This is a genomic window from Treponema porcinum, assembly GCF_900167145.1.
GTDB classification, from domain to species: Bacteria; Spirochaetota; Spirochaetia; order Treponematales; family Treponemataceae; genus Treponema_D; species Treponema_D porcinum.
Map to the genome: position 1 here is coordinate 75388 of NZ_FUWG01000011.1, position 21729 is coordinate 97116.

Below are 21729 nucleotides of genomic sequence, written 5' to 3' on the forward strand. Positions count from 1 at the left end.
GTTACCGGGCAAGTGCAGTGGGGGAAAAATGAAAAAGGGAATTCATCCTGAATACAAAATGACAAAAATTACATGCGTTTGCGGTAATGTAATTGAAACACGTTCAACAGTTGAAAATATTAACGTTGAAATCTGTTCTGCCTGCCATCCGTTCTATACGGGTAAGCAGAAACTTGTTGATACAGCAGGTCGTATTGACCGTTTCAACAAGCGCTACGGTATCAAAAACGAGAAATAACTGTAATTGTGATACGAGAAAGGCTGCCCTTGACGGACAGCCTTTTTTTTATTTTTTAAGCGCAATTTTCCAGGCGCGGTGGCATTTTGAGCCTTCAAAATCTTTTGGAATACTCTGTGCGGTAATGTCCGTTACGGTAAGGGAAGTTCCTGCGCCGGTAATAAGTTCCTGGCTGAACGAAAGGCGCGTACTGTTTGTAGAAAAGTACAGGAGTCCGCCGGGGTTAAGAAGTGCGATGCTGTCGTTTACCAAATCCTGCCATTGCCTGTTTATGTCAAGAATTGTCTGCGTTGATTTTGAGTTACTGAATGTAGGCGGATCAAGGATTATGATGTCGAACCTGTCGTCCGGGTTTGCCGAAGATTTTTTTTCGTTCAATAGCTGTACGCAGTCACCTTTTGTAAAAATATATTTGTTTTTGTCTGTAAAACCATTCAGGGTCATATTCTCTTTTGACCAGGAAAGATATGTGTTTGAAAGGTCAGCAGATTCTATGCGCCGTGCATTTCCCTGCGCCGCGTACACGGAAAAACTTGATGTATAGCAGAACAGGTTAAGTACTGATTTGCCGCTTGCTGTATCGCGGATATGGGCTCGGAGCGGACGGTGGTCAAAGAAAAGACCCGTATCAAGATAAGTTGAAAGGTCGATTTTAAAAAGCTGTCCCTGTTCCTGCACGATGCCTTTTACGGCTGCCGGAATGTTCTCGTTTTTGGTGTATTGACTCAGTCCTTTCTGCATCCGGCGTTCTTTCTTGATGATGTGCGAACAGTCTGTGTGCAGAACTTCCGCCGCTTTTTCTGCCATAAGCGAAAGCCAGTTTTCTTCTTCTTCCTGCGGTTTTTTATACGGACGTTCATACAGGTACAAAACGGCATACCGTCTTGCAGACAGTTCCTTTTCAACGGAAACATCATTTTCCGCTATGCGTGCATTCTGCTCGGAAAGAAAGCGGGCGCATTCAAGCGTATTCGTAATGTCTTCCGGCAGAAATTCATATACGTCAAGGGAAACCGGGATTTCCGGAATGTCTCTGTCGTACAGGCGGAAGCAGCTTATTCTGTTTTTGCGCGCCCATTTGCGCAGTTCCTTATATTTTTTTTTCAGGCGGTTTACGAACAGTTCCGCCTGATATTCGTCTTTGTGTTCCATACGCAGGAGTCTATCACATTTTTCAAATGAATAGAATATCCGTTCCGGACTGACCGGCAGTGTGTATTGCCTTTCCTTTGTTGCTATGATGTAAAAAAAAGTATATAGTGTTTAATATGGATTTTACAGAATTTAATTTGGACGGGCGGCTGATGGAAGGTCTTTCGGCAGCCGGTTATTCAACCTGCACTGAAGTTCAGGAGCAGGTTTTGAAGACATCGCAGGACGGTTCCGACTTGTATGTTCAGTCTCAGACAGGAACTGGAAAAACTGCAGCTTACCTTGTTGCTATAATACAAGAAATGCTTTCAAAAGAAGAAAATAAAGGAAAGAAAGCTTTGATTTTAGTTCCTACAAGGGAACTTGCCGTGCAGGTAGAGGAAGAGGCAAAGACACTTGCAGGTCCTGCAGGACTAAAGGCATTCAGTTTTTACGGTGGAGTTGGCTATGAAAAGCAGATTGCTGCTGTAAAAGCAGGAATTGATATTATTGTTTCAACTCCTGGTCGTCTGATTGATTTGCAGGAAGGCGGAAATATTTCTCTTAAAGACGTTGCGTTCCTTGTCTGCGATGAGGCAGACCGTATGTTTGATATGGGATTTTATCCTGATTTGCGGAAAATTTTGAAATTCATTCCGAAGTCAGAGGAACGGCAGACAATGCTTTTCAGTGCGACATTGAACAGCTACGTAAAAAATCTTGCATGGGAATATACGCGCGATCCTAAGGAAATTGAAATTGCCTGTCAGAATATTACTGTTTCTGAAATTGATCAGGAACTTCTGCACGTTTCAAGCGATGAGAAGATGAAACTGCTTGTAGGAATTTTAAAAAATGAAAACCCTGCAAGCGTCATTATTTTCTGCAATACGAAGCGAACGTGCGAGGTTGTTGCAAAACGCCTTGAAATCAACGGACTAAAAGCCGGTTTTCTTATTGGCGACTTGCCGCAGAAAAAACGTCTTCAGATTTTGAATGATTTTAAGGCAGGAAGTCTAACTATGCTTGTTGCAACAGATGTTGCAGCGCGCGGAATTGACGTTGATGACCTTGCGATGGTAATAAACTACGATTTGCCTAACGAAGCAGAAAATTACGTTCACCGCATAGGACGGACTGCGCGTGCCGGAAAATCCGGCAAGGCGTATACATTCTGCTCGGAACAGGACGTTTACAATCTTCCTGCCATTGAGCGGTATATAGAAATGCAGATTCCTGCAAAAGTCGCTTATCCTGAACAGATGCTTGAAGATGTGTCTGCCGGTATGTACATCAGGACAGAAAACTGGCACGATGACGATGAGCTGACTCACGGAGGATACCGTTCCGGTCGTCGCGACGGCAGTCACAGAAAAGACAGTTCCGGCGGACGTAAGAATTCTGACTCAGGTCGTTCTTCCCGTTACGGCTCTGGCAGTGATTCAAAGCGCAGCGGATATAAGAAAGACAGTTCTTATGAGAAAAAGGACGCCTCTAAGAAAAATTCGTATAAAAAGAGCGGAAAAGAATATAAAAAGTCATACGCTTCTAAGCAGGATCTTGAAAAAATGGAAAGTCTTTCATTTGAAGAGCGTATGAAGATTTATAAGGATAAATATTCCGGCGGAAATTCTGCAAAAAGTGCTTATTCTGCCTCTGGTAAAAAGAACCTCCCGAATAGCAAAGGTTCGTCAAAAAATATGTCAAAACATTCCGGCGGAAACAGAAAGGGTAGTCAGAATTACAGGCAGAACAGTCCGTATTCAAAATCCGCAGGAAATCCTGCACAGCAGAAACAGAAGATGGGATTGTTTGCCCGTATAAAATCATTCTTTGGAAGATAATTATTTATTGAGGTACAGACTTGATTACAGTAAGTGATGTTAGTGTCCGGTTCAGTGAGAAACCGCTTTTTAAAGACGTAAATCTTAAGTTTACCAACGGTAACTGCTACGGAATTACGGGAGCAAACGGAGCCGGAAAATCCACCTTTTTGAAAGTTCTTTCCGGTGAACTTGAACACGATAGCGGAACAATTTCAATTTCTACAGGCGAGCGGATGGCTGTCCTTAAGCAGGATCACTTTGCCTATGATGAATATTCTGTAAAAGATACAGTTATGATGGGTTTTCCAAAACTGTATGAGCTTACAAAAGCCATTGATGCGATTTACGCAAAGCCGGATTTCAGCGACGAAGACGGAATGAAAGCTGCTGATATGCAGGCTGAATTTGGTGAGCTCGGCGGTTACGAGGCGGAAAATCAGATTGAGCAGATGCTTTCCGGGCTTGGACTTGAAGAAGAATTTCACGACAGAATGATGAGCGAACTTGACGAAAGTCAGAAAGTTCGCGTGCTTCTTGCGCAGGCAATATTCGGAAATCCTGATATTCTGGTTCTTGATGAGCCTACGAACGGTCTTGACATTGAGTCAATTACCTGGCTTGAGAATTTTCTGCTTGAATTTGAGAATACTGTTATCGTCGTAAGCCACGACCGCCATTTTCTGAATACGGTTTGTACTTATATCTGCGACATTGACTATGGAAAAATTACGCAGTTCGCCGGAAACTATGACTTCTGGTATCAGATGACGCAGGTTCTTCAGCGACAGGCAAAAGAACAGCAGAAAAAAGCTGAAGACAAAATGAAAGATTTGAAGGAATTTATTCTTCGGTTCAGTTCGAATGCAGCAAAATCAAAGCAGGCAACAAGCCGTAAAAAAATCTACGATAAGCTTGCGCAGTCTGTGGAAGAACTGCCTGTTTCTACGAGAAAATTTCCGTACGTTAATTTCAAGGCAGACAGGGAAATTGGAAACAATGTTCTTGAAGTTAAGAATATCAGTTATAAAGACAGCGATGGTGTACAGCTTTTAAAAGATTTCAGTCTTAAAGTGAACAGAACTGATAAAATTGCATTTGTCGGAATAGAACATAATTCAATTTCTGCGCTTTTTGACATTATCAACGAGGAAAAAAAGCCTGAGTCCGGCGAATATTTCTGGGGACAGACTACAAGTCATACGTATCTTCCTCGCGATAACTCGCACTTTTTTGAGAACGACTACAATATCACCGAATGGCTGAAGCAGTATTCGAAAGAGCAGGATGATGCGTATGTACGCGGATTTTTGGGAAGAATGCTTTTTTCCGGTGACGAATCGCTTAAGAAAGTGAAGGTTCTTTCCGGTGGTGAAAAAGTGCGCTGTATGCTTTCAAAACTGATGCTTTCCGGTGCGAATGTCCTTATAATGGATGATCCTACAAATCATCTTGATCTTGAGGCAATTCAGAGCCTGAACGAGGCGCTTATTGCATTCCCTGGCGTAGTTCTGTTTACAAGCCACGACCACGAGTTCATTCAGTCTGTTGCAAACAGAATTGTTGAAATTACGCCGAACGGCATTATTGACCGTATGACTTCTTTTGATGACTATATTTCTGATGATTCCATAACGGAACTTAGAAAAGAAATGTACAAAGGAACAGGAAAAAAACTGAAATTCCGGATATAAATGAAAAGGCGGAAACTTGGTTTCCGCCTTTTTTTATGTCTTTTATGATGGTTTATAATTTCTGAAGGTTCTTAAGCATATTGGAAAGAATGTCGCGCGCCTTTTCGTCGGACACGGGTTCCTGCGGATTGTGGTATTCCACAAGATTTTCCGGAATTTCGTCAAGAAAGCGGCTTGGAACGCAGTCTACGACCGCCTGCATTTTACGCCGTTTCTGGCAGGCAGAAATGAGCAGCTTGTCACGGGCGCGCGTTATTGCTACGTAGAAAAGTCGTCGTTCTTCTTCAACGTTTCCGTCGTTTTCATCAACGCTCCGCTGGTGGGGAATAAGCCCTTCTTCCGCGCCGGCAATGAATACTACCGGAAATTCCAGTCCTTTTGAGGCGTGTATAGTCATAAGGTTTACTTTTCCCTTGTCGTTTTCATCGTCCATATCGTCACGGCTCAGAAGCGTTATGCGGTTAAGATAAGTAAAGAGGTTTGCGTTGTAGTTGTCCGGGTCGTTTTCCCAGTTTTCCATAGAATTTAAAAGGCTTTCGATGTTAAGCAGCTTGAAGCGTACGGCTTTTTCGCTTTTGGAAAATTCGGTAACAAGATGAGATTTATAGTCGATTTCTTCAAGAAAATCACGCACTTTTTTTGCAAGCCCGTGCCCGCTCAGCATTTTCTGGCGGTTTGATTCTATGACATTTACAAAATTTTCAAGGTCTTCTTTCAGCGCATCAGAAGCAGGACTGTCCTCTGACTTTATGAGCGACTGAATTGCCGGCCATAACGTGCTTCCCAGTTTTTCCGCCTCTTCGTTCAGCATCCTGATTGCCGCACGACCGATACCCCTTCGCGGAGTGTTTATAATTCTAAGAAGGTTTATGTCATCATCGTGATTTGAAATTACGCGCAGATAGCTTATGACGTCTTTTATTTCCATACGCTCAAAGAAACTCGTTCCTCCGCTCATCGTATATGGAATGTTTGACTCAAGAAATGCTTCTTCTATAAAGCGGCTCTGCGTGTTCGCCCTGATAAGAACGCCGAATTCATCATATTTTCGATGGTCTTCCATTGCAATTCCTAAAATTGATTCTGCAATGAAACTTGCTTCCTCCGTTTCGTTCTGCGGCATAAAAATTTCAATCGGTTTTCCGCCGCCGTTTCCGCTCCACAGTTTTTTATCCTTTCTGTTTGTGTTGTGCGAAATGACGCCGTTCGCCGCTTCAAGTATTGTTTCTGTGGATCGGTAGTTCTGTTCAAGGCGGATTTCAGTAACGTCAAAATCTTTTTCAAAATTAATGATGTTCTGGTAGTCTGCGCCGCGCCAGCTGTAGATTGACTGGTCGTCATCACCGACTACGGCGATGTTTTTGTCTGCAAGCAGGTGCATAAGTTCATACTGCTGGTGGCTTGTGTCCTGAAATTCGTCTACCATAAGATACTTGTACCGTTCCCGGTAGCGTTCAAGAACATCCGGGTGTTCGCGGAACAGCTTTATGGGAAGAACGATAAGGTCGTCAAAATCAACTGCGTTGTACAGTTTAAGTCCTTCCTGATATGATTCGTACAGCTGGCGGTACATATCGTTTGCATTATCCCAGTTTTTCCTTCCTGTTTTTATGTTTGAAAATAACTGGCTGATTTTATAAATGTCCATTGCGTCAGGAGAAAACTGAAGTTCCCGTCCGCATTCCTTTATTAGTGCCGTTCTGTCCGTTTCGTCATAGATTGAAAAGTTGTCGCGCCAACCAAGCTTGTCTATGTCCTGCCTGAGGATTTTTACGCCGAACGCGTGGAACGTTGAAACTGTAAGGTTCTGGAGTTTTTTCTGCGTCAGGTCTTTTATGCGTTCCTGCATTTCTTTTGCCGCTTTGTTTGTAAAAGTTAGCGCAAGAATCTGGCTTTGCGGAATTCCTGAGTCAAGCATATGCGCTATGCGGTAGGTGATGACGCGCGTTTTTCCGCTTCCTGCACCTGCAATAATAAGGATTGCGCCGTTTATTGTTGAAACGGCACGGAACTGCTCAGGATTAAGTTCGTTTTTTAATGTTTCCAAATCAATAGCCATAGTTGTACATTCTATCAAATATGTAGCATTTACACAATTTTTGTGGTATACTATTCCAAATTATTTTATCAAACGAGGATTTTTCTTATGAAAGCTGCTGTTGCTTCTTTTTTTACAAGACATAATTTTGTATGCCACGAAAATGTTAATGTGCTGGCGTCTGCCATTTTTGACGATATGAACAATGGTCTGGCAGGGAAGAAAAGCGATGAGGATATGATTAAGACATACTGCCTTCCTCCTGAAAAGAAAGTAGTTAACAAAAGCGTAATTGTCATCGATGCCGGCGGAACGAATTTCCGCTCCTGCCTTGTTACGTTTGACGGAAACGGTGAAGCTTCCATTTCAGAAATGGAAAAGACTAGGATGCCGGGAGTAGAAAAAGAACTTTCCAAAAAAGAATTTTTTGCGCAGTTTGCATCAAATCTTGACCATTTGAAAAACAAGGCGGACTGCATAGGCTTCTGCTTTTCATATCCGATGAGCATTACTGAAGACGGCGACGGAATTCTTCTTGGTTTTTCAAAAGAAGTAAAAGCACCGGAAGTTGTAGGCTCAAAAATCGGTGAATGCCTTAAGGCAGAGCTTGAAAGCCGTGGCTGGAAAACAATCAATAAAATTACGATGCTTAATGATACTGTAGCTGCGCTTCTTGCAGGTCACGCGATTGCTCCGGTAGGAAAGAAATATTCTTCCTATATAGGACTTATTCTTGGAACAGGACTTAATGCCGCATACATTCAGCCGGCGCGCGAAGGCATTGCAAAACAGATTGTCGTATGCGAATCAGGAAAAACAAAAGCCGTTACGCGAAGCGACTTTGATATTGCGTTTGACAAGACTACCGTTACTCCGGGAACTTTTTATATGGAAAAATCGTGCAGCGGAGCGTATCTCGGACCTGTTGCGCTTCTTGTAATAAAAGGCGCCGCTCAGGACGGGCTTTTTTCCGGTGCGCTTTCCGAAAAACTGCTTGCGCTTAATTCCCTTACGCTTATCGAGCTTGACCAGTATCTTCACGCCCCTGAAGCTGATTCTACGTTGGGCAGCCTTGTAAAACAGTATGCGCAGGGGGATGACGGTGAAATTCTATTCGAACTTCTTGATGCAGTTGCAGAACGTTCTGCACGCCGGGCTGCCGCTATTCTTTCTGCCTGTGTAGTTCAAAGCGGCGCCGGAGTTGACTCGTCTGCACCTGTGTGTATTTTGTGTAACGGAACTACATTCCATAAAACATATAAAGTAAAAGACCGCGTTCTTGGATATCTTGAAGAAGTTCTTACCGTTCAGCGTGACCTTCATTGGGAAGTTGTATGGCAGGATAATGACATTACGCTTGGAACAGCCATTGCAGGTCTTATCTAAAAAAAAACGGGTTGAGGTAGCAGCGTGAAATCTTTAGGAAAGTCAATTGTCCTTCTTATGCTCATTATAATTATGTCACTTGGAGGACTTCTCTGGTTCGATTATCTAGGTGTTGTCCGCGTAAAAACGGTTTTTACTCCGCTGTATAAACTGATGGGAAAAACACCGCAGACTTCTGAAACTGCTTCCAGTTCAAAACCGATTTTCGGCGATATAGACCAGGAAAGGCTTAACCGCCAGCGAGAGTCTCTTGACTTGTACAAGGAAGAACTTGACAGGCGCGAGGCGGAAATTTCCCAAAAAGAAAAACTTAACGAGCAGATTGCCGCCGAACTTGCAAACCGCGAAAAATCGCAGGAAGAACGGGAAAAAACATTCAACCAAATGGTAAAACAGTACGATGATAAGAATATAAACATCGAACAGATTGCATTGAATCTGAACGGTATGCAGCCGTTGGCAGCAGTTAATATTCTTATTGCGATGGATGATCAGACAGTTATTGATGTCCTGCGCAAAGTAGAAGAAATTGCAAAGCGCAGCGGTTCTTCTTCTATGGGATCGTACTGGCTTTCACTTATGCCTCCTGACAGGGCGGCTGAAATTCAGCGTAAAATGCTGAGTAAACCAGACTCCCTTAATTAACCGTTCACCTTGACATTGCAGTTAGTCCGATAGTTTTTTGGAGGAACTGCAATGCAAGCAGCTATTTTAAATCAAACTGCAGCACTTTCTTACGCAGCCGCCGCACCTAAAACGGAACTTGTTTCCGTTAAGCCGGATGCAGGACAGGCAGACTCGTTTGCGGTAAAAAAATCCTTTGACGATATGATAAAGGATGCACGTACACAGGATTCTGTTCAGGAAAAGAATGTTCCGACTGAAAAAACAGTTCAGGCGGACTCTGGTGATAATCCGGTTTCTGATACGGAAGAGAAAGTTGATGCTAAATCTCATGAAAAAACAGCAGAAATTCACCGCACAAACGCAGACAACGAAAAGAAAAACGTTTCTTCCGTAAAGGAGCGCATCGCGGAATCTGTAAAAAGCACCGCGCCTGAAGAAGGGAAGAACCGCGGACGCCTTGAAAACACAAAAACGCTTTCTGTAAAACAAGAAAAAACTGTGCAGAAAAAATTACCATCCGCCGGTAAAGAAGAACTTTCGGACGCGCTGAATGCAGAGCGTTCGTATGATGCTGCTTCTGAAATAATTTCTGCGGATGCTTCCGTTCAGCAGGCGCTTTTTGCAAAAAATACTGTTCCGCAGACAGCAGAAGCACCTCAGCCTTTATCTGTTCCGCAGGATAATGCAGAATTTTCTCTTGAAGATAGCGAAATTCCAGCCGTTATGGCGGAAAAACCGAAACGTTTTTCCCTTGATAAAGACGGAAAAATAAAAGTAACTGACTATCGCAGTGAAGAAAAAACAGATTTTGCGCTGGAAAAAGCTGACGAAAAAAAATCGCAGTTAAAAATCACTGATGTAAAATACGACAGAAACACGGCAGAAATGACGCTTGACCTTGCAAAAGCGGACTCTGTTCAGATGAATATCCTTTCGTCCAATAGTCAGACTGCCAGTGCGAACGGTTCTCAGTTTCAGGCAATGCTTACTAATCAAATTCAGCAGAGTGCGCCGGAGCTTGTTAAGGCAGGAAACATAATTCTTAAGGATAACGATGTAGGGCAGATTAAGCTTGTCCTTAATCCTGAAAGCCTTGGAAACGTAAAAATAGACCTTCATATTTCCGAAAAAAACATCACAGGCAGGATTATCGTCGCTTCCGCAGAGGCTTACAACGCCTTTAAGGAAAGTGCAGACAGTCTGCGCCAGGCGTTTATTAATAGCGGATTTGAAACAGCCGGTTTTGACCTTCAGTTTGCAGGGCAGAATACTTCCGGTCAGCAGGAACAGCACCGGAACAGTGACGCGCATTTTAGAATGATGCATACGTACGGAGATTATACAGCCGGTCAGTATGACGGTGACTTAGAAACTGAGGAAAATTATGCGTTTTCCGCATTGAATTCTGTAAACATTGTGGCATAAATTCCGATGTTATAAAAGACGTGCTTTTTGCCGTTGCATAAAGCAGTCAAAGCGAGGTATATGATGGAAAGTAATAAACTGAATACAACCATGACATCAAGTGAAAAGTTTGCTGTTGACAATGCGGTAAACAATTTCAACAAAGCTAACACTGTAAATGGACGTACAGCATCACAGCAGTTGGGTAAAGATGACTTTTTAAAGCTTCTGATTACTCAGCTTTCCAATCAGGACCCTACAAATCCTATGGAAGATACACAGTTCATAGCCCAGATGGCCCAGTTCAGTTCTTTGGAACAGATGACTAATATGAATGAGTCATTCAATAAAATGGCAGCTATGATTAATTCATCTCAGGCTGCTGCAACAATAGGAAGAACTGTTGATATTGATGTAGGCGATACAACAGCAAGGGGAGTTGTTGAGGCTACGACGATGGGCTCTCAGCCGCAGGTTATGGTAAACGGAATGTACTACGATTTGGATAAAATCAAAGCGGTATACGGATATTAATCAGGTAATAAGTCAGCAGGAGAATAAATACTATGATGAGATCACTTTATTCTGGTGTTTCAGGTCTTCAGAATCATCAGACACGAATGGATGTAATCGGCAACAACATTTCCAATGTTAATACTACCGGTTTTAAACGCGGACGTGTTAATTTTCAAGATATGATAAGCCAGCAGCTTGCCGGGGCTGCAAAACCTACGGAAGAACTTGGCGGCGTAAACCCGAAAGATGTTGGTCTTGGTATGACGATTGCAACAATCGAGCAGGTTTTTACGCAGGGTAATCTTCAGTCAACCGGTGTTTCCACAGATGTTGCAATTCAGGGAAATGGATTTTTCATTGTAAAAGATGGTGAAGAAAGTTTTTATACAAGAAACGGCGTATTCGGACTTGACAGGGATGGTACGCTTGTAAATCCTGCAAACGGTATGCGTGTTCAGGGATGGATGGCTCGAGACCTGAATGGCGAACAGATTGTTCAGACAGCTGCAACTCCGACTGACCTTGTAATTCCTGTAGGTTCTAAAGATCCTGCAAGAGAAACTTCAAATGTTCTTTTTGCCTGTAACCTGAATAAAAATACTCCTGAAATTATAGAAGGTGCAAGTGAAGCAGACATTGCAAAAGGAACTTGGGGAACGGAGCAGAAAATTTACGACAGTTTCGGTAATGAACATCTGCTTTCTGTTTCATTCCGCCGCGTACCGGGTAATCCTAATGCCTGGCAGGCAACAGTAAACGTTGATGAAGGAAACGCTGATTTTACTCAGACTCGTATTGGTCTTGGTACAACAGACGGCGTTCAGAATACATTTATCGTTGAATTTGACAATATGGGAACATTGCGCTCCGTAACTGATTCAAGCGGAAATGTATCAAATACTGAAGGTGAGATTGTTCTTCAGGCTTCATATACTGTACCGGAGGCGGAAGCAGATGAGAACGGAAATCCTACACGCCATACTTTCAATATTAATCTTGGAACAATCGGCAGTATGAAGAATACGATTACGCAGTCTGCTTCAAAAAGTACAACAAAGGCTTACAGTCAGGATGGCTATACATTAGGTTATCTTGATAACTTTAAGATTGATTCAACCGGTACTATTACAGGCGTGTACAGTAACGGTACGAACCGCGTAATCGGGCAGATTGCAATGGCAACATTTGCGAATGACCGCGGTCTTGAAAAGGCCGGCGACAATACGTATGTAGAAACAAACAACTCAGGACAGGCAAATATCGGCGAATCTGGTGTTGCAGGAAAGGGAACGCTTCTTGCCGGCGCGCTTGAAATGTCAAACGTTGACCTTTCTGAGCAGATGACTGATATGATTGTAACACAGCGCGGTTTTCAGTCAAATGCAAAGACAATTCAGACGGCAGATACCCTGCTTGAAACTGTCCTTTCATTGAAACGCTAGTACAGTTGATGTAATCAGAACTTTCTGTACATAGTGCAGTAGTTCTGATTCGTGCGGAGCAGTAAATCACTTTGCAGCTTTAACTACCCGCTAAAAAAAACAATACATTAAGGGGTTAAAACAAACCCTTAAATCAAATACCGTAAAAACAGAGGATAATTTCTGATTTTTACGGTGTTTTTTTTTCAAAATATGAAATTTGTTAATATAAAAAAAATCAAAAAAATATACTTCTGCTGTTGACACGTTATTATTTTTTATATATTATATAGAACATCAACACGCCGCTGTAGCTCAGTTGGTAGAGCAGCAGACTGAAAATCTGCGTGTCGTTGGTTCGATTCCAACCGGTGGCAAAAAGACTTCTGAAATATTCAGAAGTCTTTTTTTTTATATGCGTATGAAATCTTCCGTATTTTCTAACGGACTTTTCTATTCAGCCTCTGATTTTTATAAAGAAAAGTTCGGATGCAAAGTATATAAAATTTCGCTTGATGCTGGCTGTACCTGCCCGAACCGTGACGGCACAAAAGGAACGGGCGGCTGTATTTTCTGCAGCGGTACAGGCTCCGGTGAATTTGCGGCTGACAGGACACTTTCAATTCCTTTACAGGTGGAGCAGGCAAAATCGCGCGTACGTGCAAAAAACTCCGTCGGGCGATTCATCGCTTATTTTCAGAATTTTACAAGCACTTACGGCGACGAAAATCTTTTAATGAAAAAATATACGGAAGCGCTTTATCAGCCGGATATAGCAGGTCTTTCCGTTGCGACGCGCCCGGACTGCCTTAGCGACAGTATTCTTTCATTTTTTGCTTCTCTTTCGGAAAAAACGTTTGTTTCTATAGAATTAGGTTTTCAGACGGCAAACGAATTGTCCGCCGCATACATTCATCGTGCATATCCTGACTGCGTATATAATGATGCTGTTCGGAGAATAAAGTCTGCTTCTCCCAAAATACACATTGTTACTCACGTAATATTTGGACTTCCGGGCGAAACAGAGCGCGATATGCTTGATACGGTGCGTTATTGCATAATGGCCGGAACAGACGGAATAAAAATTTCGCTTCTGCACGTACTTTCCGGCACGGCACTCGAAGCCGATTATGCCGAAGGAAAATTTAAAACGATGGAAATGCAGGAATATTTTGATGTTCTTGGAAAAGCCCTTCAAATAATTCCTCCCGGAATTGTTATTCACAGACTTACCGGCGACGGTGCAAAAAAACTTTTGATTTCACCTATTTGGACTGCCAGCAAAAAATCCGTTTATAATAAAATGACATCATATTTAAGGGAAAATCATATTGTGCAGGGAGAAAAGACGTGCGAAGTGTCCTCTGCACTGTAAAAAAAATGTAAAAATGTATATAGTATCTTCTATGAAAAAAATAATGCTTTTTATCGCGTGCTGTCTGTGCCTTCTTTCATGTTCTTTGTCCTCAGAAAAAAAAATAGACCGCGTGCAGACAAAAAAAGAAATTTATGCACGAAAAAAACTTCTGCCGCTAAAAGAAGAAATTGCGTCTGTTCATCAGAAAAAACAAGCTGCCATTGAACAGTATATGAATTCCCTGAGTCTTGAGGAAAAAATCTGCCAGCTTTTTATTGTAAATCTTGAGGGAGACCGGACTTTTGTTCCTGTAGAGAAGATGACAGCCGTTTCTTCCGGCTATAAAGACGGTGTGCCTGTCATTCCGGGCGGATATTTGTTTTTTTCATATAACCTTGCCGAAACGCCGGAAGAAGTCATTGGTTTTACTGACTCAATCCGCGAATTTTGCATTGAAAACGATTGTATTCCGCCGTTTCTTGCAGTTGACCAGGAAGGCGGATATGTAAACCGGCTTAGAACCTTGAACGGACCTCTTCCTTCTGCAGAACGCGTTTCTTCGCGGCTGCCGGTGGAAAAGGCATACAGATTGTATTCGCTACAGGCAGTTCAAATGAAAAGCCTTGGATTTTCTGTGAATATGGCACCAGTTGTTGAAATTTGTACTGATATGAACAGGAAATTTCTTGACGGAAGAAGTTTTGGTGATGCTGCTGCTGTTAAGCAGTATTCGCGTGCGTGCGTAAATGCGTATGAAAATAACGGAATCGGTACAGTTCCAAAGCATTTTCCGGGAAATACAAATACTGATCCGCATACAGGACTTCCAGAAATCCGCCTTTCCAAAGAAAATCTTTATTCGCTTCTTGTACCGTTTAGAAAAATCGTTTCTGCACGCCCTTCTGGAATGCTTATGTCACACGCGCGTACTTCCTGCATTGATTCAAAAACGCCTGCCTGCCTTTCTTACGAATGGGTAACGAAAACTCTGAAAGATACGTACGGTTTTGAGGGGATTGTTTTCTCGGATGATATTTTTATGGGTGCGCTGAGCGGAAACGGTTATCCACCGGAAAAAGCCTGTGTTCAGGCAATTGAAGCCGGTGTAGACTGCATTATGATTTCGGAAAAACGCATTGCAGACCCGGCAAAAGTACTTGTTGAGCACGCTCTCGCAGACGAAGCTTTTTCTGCACGAATTACTGATGCTGCAAAAAAAATGATTTTGTTTAAATTAAAATACGGTATTCTGGAATGGCAGCGTGAACAGAGTGGAAAAGCGTATTTAATTAATCCTTGCGTACAGTCAGAAAGTGCAGAAGATAGGCTTGTTCATTTTTACGATGCACGGAACGAAAACCGTGAGCTTTATATCGAAAATTTTTAATTCGTCTGGAAAACAGGAAACTTGCTATGGGAAAGCGTTTGAAATCTTCGCCGAAAGAAACTTCTGTAAAACTGCGTGGAAAAGACGGTTTTGAAACATATTATTCATCATTGTTCGGTGCGCGATGGGAACATCTTAAAAAGTCGCTTTTTTCTGAACCTGTCTATGCAGAATGGAAAGCAGGAGGTACGGACTCCTATTTTCTTGACCCGGCAAGCGTATTTGCCGCATTACAGCTTCCGCTTTGCGGCGCGGAATCAATCCTTGACTTGTGCGCAGCTCCCGGCGGAAAAACGCTTGTGCTTGCAAGCAGAATGCCGGAAAATGCAGTTCTTGTAAGCAACGAACGTTCTTCTGCACGAAAACAGCGTCTTTCTGCGGTATGCGCTTCCTGTCTGCCGGAAGATATTCAGACGCGCGTAAAAATTTCGTGCAGTGACGGCGCAAAATGGTGCCTTACGCAGACGGAATGTTATGACAGAATTCTTCTTGATGTTCCCTGTTCATCGGAACGGCATGTAATTCAGGATGAAAAATATTTAGGAGAATGGTCACCTGCAAGAATAAAGACGCTTTCGATGGAACAATGGGCGCTTCTTTCTAGTGCCTACCGCCTTTTAAAGCGCGGAGGATATATTGTCTATTCTACATGCGCCCTTAATTATGCCGAAAATGACGGCGTTATTGCTCGGCTCGTAAAAAAATTTGATGATGCAGAAATCGTTTCCTTTGAGGAGAAAGTTTTTTTGCACGAAGATATTTCTGCATATTGCACAGATTCTCTTGACCTTCACCCTGAAAAAACAGAATACGGCTTTCATATTCTTCCTGATGTTCAGAACGGCTGCGGACCAATATGGTTTTCGCTTATTCATAAAAAAGTTTGACGTTTAATTGCCTGTTACGCATGGTTTTGCAAGGATAAAATCATTTTAAGAATGGAGTCAGTTTGTTTTTCCGTAAGTTTTGACATCACCTGATACAGTTCTGTTTTTACCGCCGGAAGAATTTTATCTTCTGCTGAGTCTTGTTTTTCCGGAACGGTGAAAAATTCCGCCGGTGATATGGCAAGGCGATGTAAATCCGCTTGCAAAGAACGATTCTGATATTGTGAAGACGCTCCTACAGTTTGGAAGCACAGTCGGGATTGTTCCCGTTACTTTTGACAAAGGTGACAGAGAAAAATAGGCTTGTTTTGTAGATAATAAAAAAGTCGCAAAATAGATAAATCAGGTGTTTTAATTAATAAATTGACTTTATGCAGTTTTGACTATATATTTGTATCTAACAGGAGCGTAAGATAAAACCGCTAAAATAGCGCGGCTTTATCTTACCAAAAGTTTGCGTTGCAAACTTATTATTCAGGGGTTAATACAACCCCTGAAAACGAGCGAGTCAAGGCCTTGAGCGAAGCGTGCCTTGACCGGTCGTATTGAACTGCTGTTCCTCATTACATTACGGAACAGCGTAAAAAGTCAATCGATTGTTGAAACAATCTTCTTGACTTTTTATGGGAGGTGAATTATGCATGCTATGAATGTCCGGGCTATCATATTTAAAGGCAAAGAAGGAAAGAAAGCAATTAAGCAGATTTTGAATGCCAAGCCTGTAAAAAATGAATATACGACAACTATAGCAGAAAGATCCAAGTCCTTTATTTCACCAGTCGTACCTGCATTTGATTACAAGGCAAAATGAATTTAGAAGCTGGAGATTATTATCTTGAGCATCTTTCTGATAAAATAAATAGTTACGAATTAAAGATGTTCAGGGTTCAATATGAAGAAACTCAATTAACAAGATATCTTGTAAACATGGCAAAAAAGCATGAAAGAATGATGTTAAACAAAACATATCTTGTGCGCGATAAAAATAATAGAAATTTAGTTGCATGGTTTTCTCTAAAAAATGCAACCTTGCCGTACAATGACAAAGAAAGTTCTTTTTTGATTCCGGCGATTGAATTGACACATTTTGCTGTTGATGAACGGTATAAAACAATTGATTTACAAGATAGTTTATCTGTAAAAACTGGTGAGTTTATTTTCTGGAATTTAATTTTACCAGTCGTAAAATACGTTTCAGAAAAAGTTGCTTGTAAAGATTTATTTGTATTTTCAATAAATACACCAAAGTTAATCAGTTATTATAAAAACAGACTCGGCTTTCAAGAAATTGAAAATATAGATGATAAACTCTTTTTTGAATATGCAGTTCCTGATTATGACGACAATTGTAAATTTTTGTATTTTCCGCTGAACTAAAAAGAACTGTATGAAGATATGTTCGGTTTCTTAATATAAGATATATTTTTTGAGGTTTTTATGGAAGAAAAGTTATTAGTTGTCTGACATATTATTAACCTCATATTAATCATAATTTGAAAACCCAATGCGTACCTGATTGAAAATCAAAAATTACGCATTGGGCTTTGCTTTTACGCTACCGTTACAACAGAATCAATGTTTGCGGTAAAGTAGGTGTTGCCCGGCTTGGTGACGATGCTCACGTTGTAGCTTCCTGCTGCAAGTTCGCTCGGAACTGGCGAATCGACCACATTCGTACCACGGCGGTTGTAGACTGAAAGGCGGGTGAGTCCGCTTTCGTTTTCCAGAAATACGCCCTGGTTTTCGTCCGTGATGTCGAAGGTGAGGTTACGACCGTGCAGGCGGAGTGTCTTGCCTTTGCTTACGGAAAGGTTCGTGCTTTCGCTTGCGTCGTCGTTCAATGCGGTTACACGGTAGAGCTTTGCTTCACCGGTGATGTCTGGCGGAAGCTGCTTGTATTCGAGCTTTGCCTTTACATTTGCGGTGGTCGCCTCGTTTGCGTTGAACAGAAATCCAAGTGTGTGGTTCCCACTTCCCAGCGTAAAGCCGTCCTGAATGTTAGCACAGGTGCCTGTGGCATTTGCTCTGAGAGTTCCGAAAGGAAGTTCAACGCTGTAACCTTTGGCAAGGTATTTTACGACAATGTTTTCCATTACGGAAAGCATACCCAGATAGTCTGCCTCTGTGAAAGAAGAGTTCCAGTCAGCCATTTCGCTTGCGAGCTCTTTCTGGCTGAGAGACTGTGAGCACGAACTTCTGAAGCAGAAGCCGTCTTTTGATTCGTCCGTTACAAGGACATTTTTGATTGTTTTGATGTTGAGCATATACAATGCCCTCCTTGAAAATGATTACACCCCTCCTGGGGAGCAGCGGAATAATCGCCGCCGAACGATTTTCTTTGACAAGGAGAGCCGGTAATGATATAATCAATTCTAACAGTTTAAGAATTGGGAATCAGTACTGGCTCCCGACCGGAAAGCCTTGTTTAATTTGTGTTGGCGCACTTATTAAAACAGGCTTTTTTTATGCGCATATCATAACATCACCCCCTGTGTACCAAAGTTTTCCATAAGACCTGCCTTGATTCCTTCAAAGAAGCGTTCTCCGCCGCCATCTTTTGCAACCAGCTGACCTATGTGGAACTGCTGTTCCGCTATCATAAGGAACGTTGCTATTGCAGAAAACAGAATTGCTTCTGCTTCTGCGTTCGGGCATTGTTCCGTGTGTCCAAAAAGTATGTGACCATATTCATGAAAGATTATCTGCATAATCTCTGCCGCAGTCTTACTGTCATTGTAGGCAATCATGCGGCAAACTTGCTGCGTTTCGCTGTCTGTGGCAACAAGGCACAACCCCTCTTTCCACAGGCTCAACGAAATCTTTTGCAGCTCCAGAAGGTTTTCAGGCTTAAAGGCAGAATAAGCTTTTAGCAGGATGCCTTTGTTCTGAATTGCCTTCTGATAATCAAACCCGTCTTCGTAGTAACCTTCATCAGTCAAAAAGCGAACGGCAATCAAAATAATCTGGTTCACTCTCCAGCTGGGAAGTACATACGATTCTTCTTCTGTTGTCTCACTGTTGTCTTTCAAAAGTATACCTCCATGTATACATACCCTTTATAATCCTTACAGACTCTGAGCCGTCTTGTACTCGTCCATAAGAATATCCACAAGCTTTTTTTTCTGGTTCAGACTAAGGTTGTCCTTACTTGAAGCCAAAAGAATTTCAAGCTGATCGTAACCATAATGGTTTTCAAGTCCCATTAAATAGTCACTTGTTGTGTGAAGTGCGTTCGCAAGATTTGCAAGCACCTTTGTTCGCGGCAAACTGCCCTGTGTCATGTAGCGGCTGAATGCTGCTTCTGTAATACCGCAGATTTCACAGAGTTCTTTCTGTGAATAGCGGTTTTCTTTCATAAGTTTCTTTACCCTCCCTGCAAAAAGATTTTCTTTTACTTCTGCCATAACAGCCTTCTCCTATATTAGGCTAAAATTGAAACCTTTTGTGGTTTCCTTTCGTGTAAGACGGGAGCAGTTAATCGCCTTACAATTATAAGTATAAGTTATATTGTATTATATGTCAATAGAAATTATATAAAAGTATAAGAAAATAAAAATATTTTTTGTTTTTTGAAGAGTATTATGCACTGCTTTGCAAAATATTGAGCGCTGTACAAGAAAATGTTCTGCGGCGTTCCGCATAATCTTTTTGGGCGCTCAGTATTTTACGGATGTACGCTCCTGAAAATGTTTTTGGACGATAAAGAAAGTATTGAGCGACATAAAAGATTTTACTGACAGGCGATGGTGATTTATTCAAAACTTGAACGCTTTACTGACTTAATCAAAAAAATATGCTATTATTCTTATTGAATTGAAAAGGCGAAGAGTTGGATAATGAGCAATTTTTACTGCATTTGGGTTAGAACCGGTTTTGAAAAACAATTTATAGAAAAAGTACAAGCTGTCTTTGATTCTTTTCCAGAGGAGGAGAATGGCAAACTACATTGTGTTGGAAAGCAGATAAGGTTAAAAAGCGGCAAGGAATATATTGATCCGTTGTTTCCAGGTTATGTTTTTTGGGAAACGGATAATATTTCAAGAATCCAGGATATAAAAGATGAAGAAGGTTTTATTGATTTTCTTCCTCATGATAATGGAATGAAACCGCTTTCTGCAAAAGATACCGACCTTGTGACTTCATTTTTAAAATATGGAAGCGTTATTCCTGTTGTAAATGTCCAGTTTGATGTAAACGACAGGGTTGTAATTGTAGACGGATTGTTCAAAGGAATGGAAGGCTTTATTTCGGATGTGAACAGGTCTAATAAGCGCATAAATTTTGCAGTTACGCTTATGGACGGAAAACGGATTTTAAGCCTGTCGTATCAGGAAATCCAGAAAAAGTAAAATTCGATTGTTCATAATTTGAATATTGACAACCTAAAGTAATAAATCGTATTATAATATAATTAAAGGCAACCATTGTTTGACGCGGAGTTTGGTTGAAGCACGTAAGTCAGGTGGTGAACAGTTCCATTGCAGGGCAAGGTCTGAAATAACGACCGCTTGCCAATGGAGAAGGTGTCTTTAAAAAGATATATACAGACCATGTTTTATTAAATTGTAAAAAAAAGATAATAGAAAAACTTAGTAATTTTTTATTTATTTAAGGACAAAAATATTTGACAGTAAATAAAATCGCCGTAGCTGGTACAGGGTATGTTGGTTTGTCATTAGCGACATTGTTGGCTCAACATAACAAAGTTGTTGCCGTTGATGTTGTGCAGGAAAAGGTGGATTTAATCAATAATCATAAATCACCAATTCAAGATAACGAAATAGAAGATTTTCTTGCAAACAAAAAACTGGATTTGGTGGCTACCACTGACGGAAAATCAGCATACAAAGATGCTGACCTTATAATCATTGCAACACCAACCAATTACGATCCGAAACTCAACTTTTTTGATACAAAATTTGTTGAACAGGTAGTTGAATTAGTTCTAGAAGTGAATCCAAATGCAATAATGATTATAAAATCGACAATTCCTGTTGGATACACAAAATCTGTTCGAGAAAAATACAATACAAAAAATATAATTTTTGCACCGGAATTCTTGCGAGAATCAAAAGCTCTTTATGACAATCTTTATCCAAGTCGCATTGTAGTTGGAACAGATTTGGAAGATGATCGACTTGTAGATGCTGCAAAAACTTTTGCAAAACTTCTGCAGGAAGGAGCAATTAAACAGAATGTGCCAACTCTTTTTATGGGTTTCACTGAGGCTGAAGCAGTAAAACTTTTTGCAAACACATACCTTGCTCTTCGTGTTAGTTACTTCAATGAACTTGATACTTATGCCGAAGTAAAGGGGCTTGATACAAAGTCAATTATTCAGGGAGTTTCTTTAGATCCTCGAATTGGTGATTTTTATAACAATCCTAGTTTCGGTTATGGTGGTTATTGTCTTCCAAAAGATACAAAACAGCTTTTGGCAAACTATAATGATGTGCCGCAGAACCTTATCAGTGCGATTGTTCAGTCAAATACAACAAGAAAAGACCACATTGCACAGATGATTATTGATAGAAATCCAAAGAAAGTTGGAATCTACCGTCTTACCATGAAGTCAAACAGTGATAACTTCCGTGCCAGTGCTATTCAAGGTGTTATGAAGCGAATTAAGGCGAAAGGAATTGAGGTTGTGGTTTACGAGCCTACTTTGCATGAAGAATCTTTTTTTAATTCAAAGGTTGAAACTGATTTTCAGAAGTTCAAAACTGAATGTGATGTGATTATAGCAAACCGCAATGCAGAAGAGCTTGCTGATGTTTCAGATAAGATTTATACACGAGATTTAATGGGTAGAGATTAAGG

The 21729-nt window shown here is 41.3% G+C and carries 21 protein-coding genes and 1 tRNA gene; 16 read left to right on the plus strand and 6 right to left on the minus strand.

Annotated elements, in window-relative coordinates:
- The first annotated feature begins 28 nt into the window (after positions 1–28).
- Positions 29–238, plus strand: a complete 210-nt coding sequence (gene rpmE, locus B5D55_RS08040; RefSeq protein ID WP_078933494.1) for a 50S ribosomal protein L31 — start codon at positions 29–31, stop codon at positions 236–238.
- A gap of 48 nt (positions 239–286) precedes the next feature.
- Here rpmE and B5D55_RS08045 read toward each other — a convergent pair whose 3' ends face one another.
- Positions 287–1390, minus strand: coding sequence for a class I SAM-dependent methyltransferase (locus tag B5D55_RS08045; RefSeq protein WP_078933495.1), 1104 nt, complete (start codon positions 1388–1390; stop codon positions 287–289).
- Between the two features lie 116 nt (positions 1391–1506).
- Here B5D55_RS08045 and B5D55_RS08050 point away from each other — a divergent pair, with 116 nt between their 5' ends.
- Complete coding sequence (locus tag B5D55_RS08050; protein WP_078933496.1) at positions 1507–3213, plus strand: DEAD/DEAH box helicase; 1707 nt, start codon at positions 1507–1509, stop codon at positions 3211–3213.
- Between the two features lie 20 nt (positions 3214–3233).
- Positions 3234–4886 (plus strand): ABC-F family ATP-binding cassette domain-containing protein, encoded by a 1653-nt coding sequence (locus B5D55_RS08055; protein ID WP_078933497.1) that lies wholly within the window; start codon positions 3234–3236, stop codon positions 4884–4886.
- Between the two features lie 52 nt (positions 4887–4938).
- On the opposite strand, the gene B5D55_RS08060 is transcribed toward B5D55_RS08055, so the two are convergent.
- Positions 4939–6945 carry an ATP-dependent helicase gene (locus tag B5D55_RS08060; RefSeq protein WP_078933498.1) on the minus strand — a complete coding sequence of 669 codons (2007 nt, stop codon included), beginning with the start codon at positions 6943–6945 and terminating at the stop codon, positions 4939–4941.
- A gap of 87 nt (positions 6946–7032) precedes the next feature.
- On the opposite strand from B5D55_RS08060, the gene B5D55_RS08065 reads away from it, so the two are divergent.
- The 9 genes from B5D55_RS08065 to B5D55_RS08105 all read left to right on the plus strand — a co-directional run bounded on the left by B5D55_RS08065 (position 7033) and on the right by B5D55_RS08105 (position 15909).
- Positions 7033–8310, plus strand: coding sequence for a hexokinase family protein (locus B5D55_RS08065; RefSeq protein WP_078933499.1), 1278 nt, complete (start codon positions 7033–7035; stop codon positions 8308–8310).
- Between the two features lie 24 nt (positions 8311–8334).
- Positions 8335–8955 (plus strand): periplasmic-type flagellar collar protein FlbB, encoded by a 621-nt coding sequence (locus B5D55_RS08070; protein WP_234975407.1) that lies wholly within the window; start codon positions 8335–8337, stop codon positions 8953–8955.
- A 51-nt stretch (positions 8956–9006) separates the two neighbouring features.
- Complete coding sequence (locus B5D55_RS08075) at positions 9007–10362, plus strand: flagellar hook-length control protein FliK (protein WP_078933500.1); 1356 nt, start codon at positions 9007–9009, stop codon at positions 10360–10362.
- A gap of 60 nt (positions 10363–10422) precedes the next feature.
- The gene (gene flgD, locus B5D55_RS08080; RefSeq protein WP_407701171.1) at positions 10423–10875 is read left to right on the plus strand and encodes a flagellar hook assembly protein FlgD; all 453 of its coding nucleotides are present in this window, start codon (positions 10423–10425) and stop codon (positions 10873–10875) included.
- A 32-nt stretch (positions 10876–10907) separates the two neighbouring features.
- Complete coding sequence (gene flgE, locus B5D55_RS08085; RefSeq protein ID WP_078933501.1) at positions 10908–12299, plus strand: flagellar hook protein FlgE; 1392 nt, start codon at positions 10908–10910, stop codon at positions 12297–12299.
- Between the two features lie 283 nt (positions 12300–12582).
- Positions 12583–12655, plus strand: a tRNA-Phe gene (locus B5D55_RS08090).
- Between the two features lie 44 nt (positions 12656–12699).
- Positions 12700–13653 (plus strand): tRNA modification radical SAM protein MnmL/YtqA, encoded by a 954-nt coding sequence (locus B5D55_RS08095; RefSeq protein ID WP_159446188.1) that lies wholly within the window; start codon positions 12700–12702, stop codon positions 13651–13653.
- Positions 13654–13684: 31 nt separating this feature from the next.
- Entirely contained in the window at positions 13685–15022 is a 1338-nt protein-coding gene (locus B5D55_RS08100) for a glycoside hydrolase family 3 N-terminal domain-containing protein (protein ID WP_078933530.1), read from the plus strand.
- A gap of 26 nt (positions 15023–15048) precedes the next feature.
- Positions 15049–15909, plus strand: a complete 861-nt coding sequence (locus tag B5D55_RS08105; RefSeq protein ID WP_078933503.1) for an RsmB/NOP family class I SAM-dependent RNA methyltransferase — start codon at positions 15049–15051, stop codon at positions 15907–15909.
- Positions 15910–15923: 14 nt separating this feature from the next.
- On the opposite strand, the gene B5D55_RS11600 is transcribed toward B5D55_RS08105, so the two are convergent.
- Positions 15924–16115 (minus strand): hypothetical protein, encoded by a 192-nt coding sequence (locus B5D55_RS11600; RefSeq protein WP_078933504.1) that lies wholly within the window; start codon positions 16113–16115, stop codon positions 15924–15926.
- Between the two features lie 431 nt (positions 16116–16546).
- On the opposite strand from B5D55_RS11600, the gene B5D55_RS11605 reads away from it, so the two are divergent.
- Together B5D55_RS11605 and B5D55_RS08115 are read left to right on the plus strand one after the other, a co-directional pair.
- Entirely contained in the window at positions 16547–16720 is a 174-nt protein-coding gene (locus B5D55_RS11605; RefSeq protein ID WP_159446189.1) for a hypothetical protein, read from the plus strand.
- A complete protein-coding gene (locus B5D55_RS08115) occupies positions 16717–17286 on the plus strand; it encodes a hypothetical protein (protein ID WP_078933505.1) in 570 nt (189 codons plus the stop codon). The genes B5D55_RS11605 and B5D55_RS08115 overlap by 4 nt, the downstream gene beginning before the upstream one ends.
- 173 nt (positions 17287–17459) lie before the next feature.
- On the opposite strand, the gene B5D55_RS08120 is transcribed toward B5D55_RS08115, so the two are convergent.
- The 3 genes from B5D55_RS08120 to B5D55_RS08130 form a co-directional block, all read right to left on the minus strand.
- Positions 17460–18173, minus strand: a complete 714-nt coding sequence (locus B5D55_RS08120) for a DNA-binding domain-containing protein (RefSeq protein ID WP_078933506.1) — start codon at positions 18171–18173, stop codon at positions 17460–17462.
- Between the two features lie 210 nt (positions 18174–18383).
- Positions 18384–18938, minus strand: coding sequence for a hypothetical protein (locus B5D55_RS08125; protein WP_078933507.1), 555 nt, complete (start codon positions 18936–18938; stop codon positions 18384–18386).
- Positions 18939–18974: 36 nt separating this feature from the next.
- Positions 18975–19313: a helix-turn-helix domain-containing protein gene (locus B5D55_RS08130; RefSeq protein ID WP_078933508.1), complete on the minus strand. Its 339-nt coding sequence runs from the start codon at positions 19311–19313 to the stop codon at positions 18975–18977.
- A gap of 432 nt (positions 19314–19745) precedes the next feature.
- On the opposite strand from B5D55_RS08130, the gene nusG reads away from it, so the two are divergent.
- Together nusG and B5D55_RS08140 are read left to right on the plus strand one after the other, a co-directional pair.
- The gene (nusG, locus tag B5D55_RS08135) at positions 19746–20258 is read left to right on the plus strand and encodes a transcription termination/antitermination protein NusG (protein WP_078933509.1); all 513 of its coding nucleotides are present in this window, start codon (positions 19746–19748) and stop codon (positions 20256–20258) included.
- Positions 20259–20533: 275 nt separating this feature from the next.
- Positions 20534–21727: a nucleotide sugar dehydrogenase gene (locus B5D55_RS08140; protein WP_078933510.1), complete on the plus strand. Its 1194-nt coding sequence runs from the start codon at positions 20534–20536 to the stop codon at positions 21725–21727.
- Positions 21728–21729: the final 2 nt, after the last annotated feature.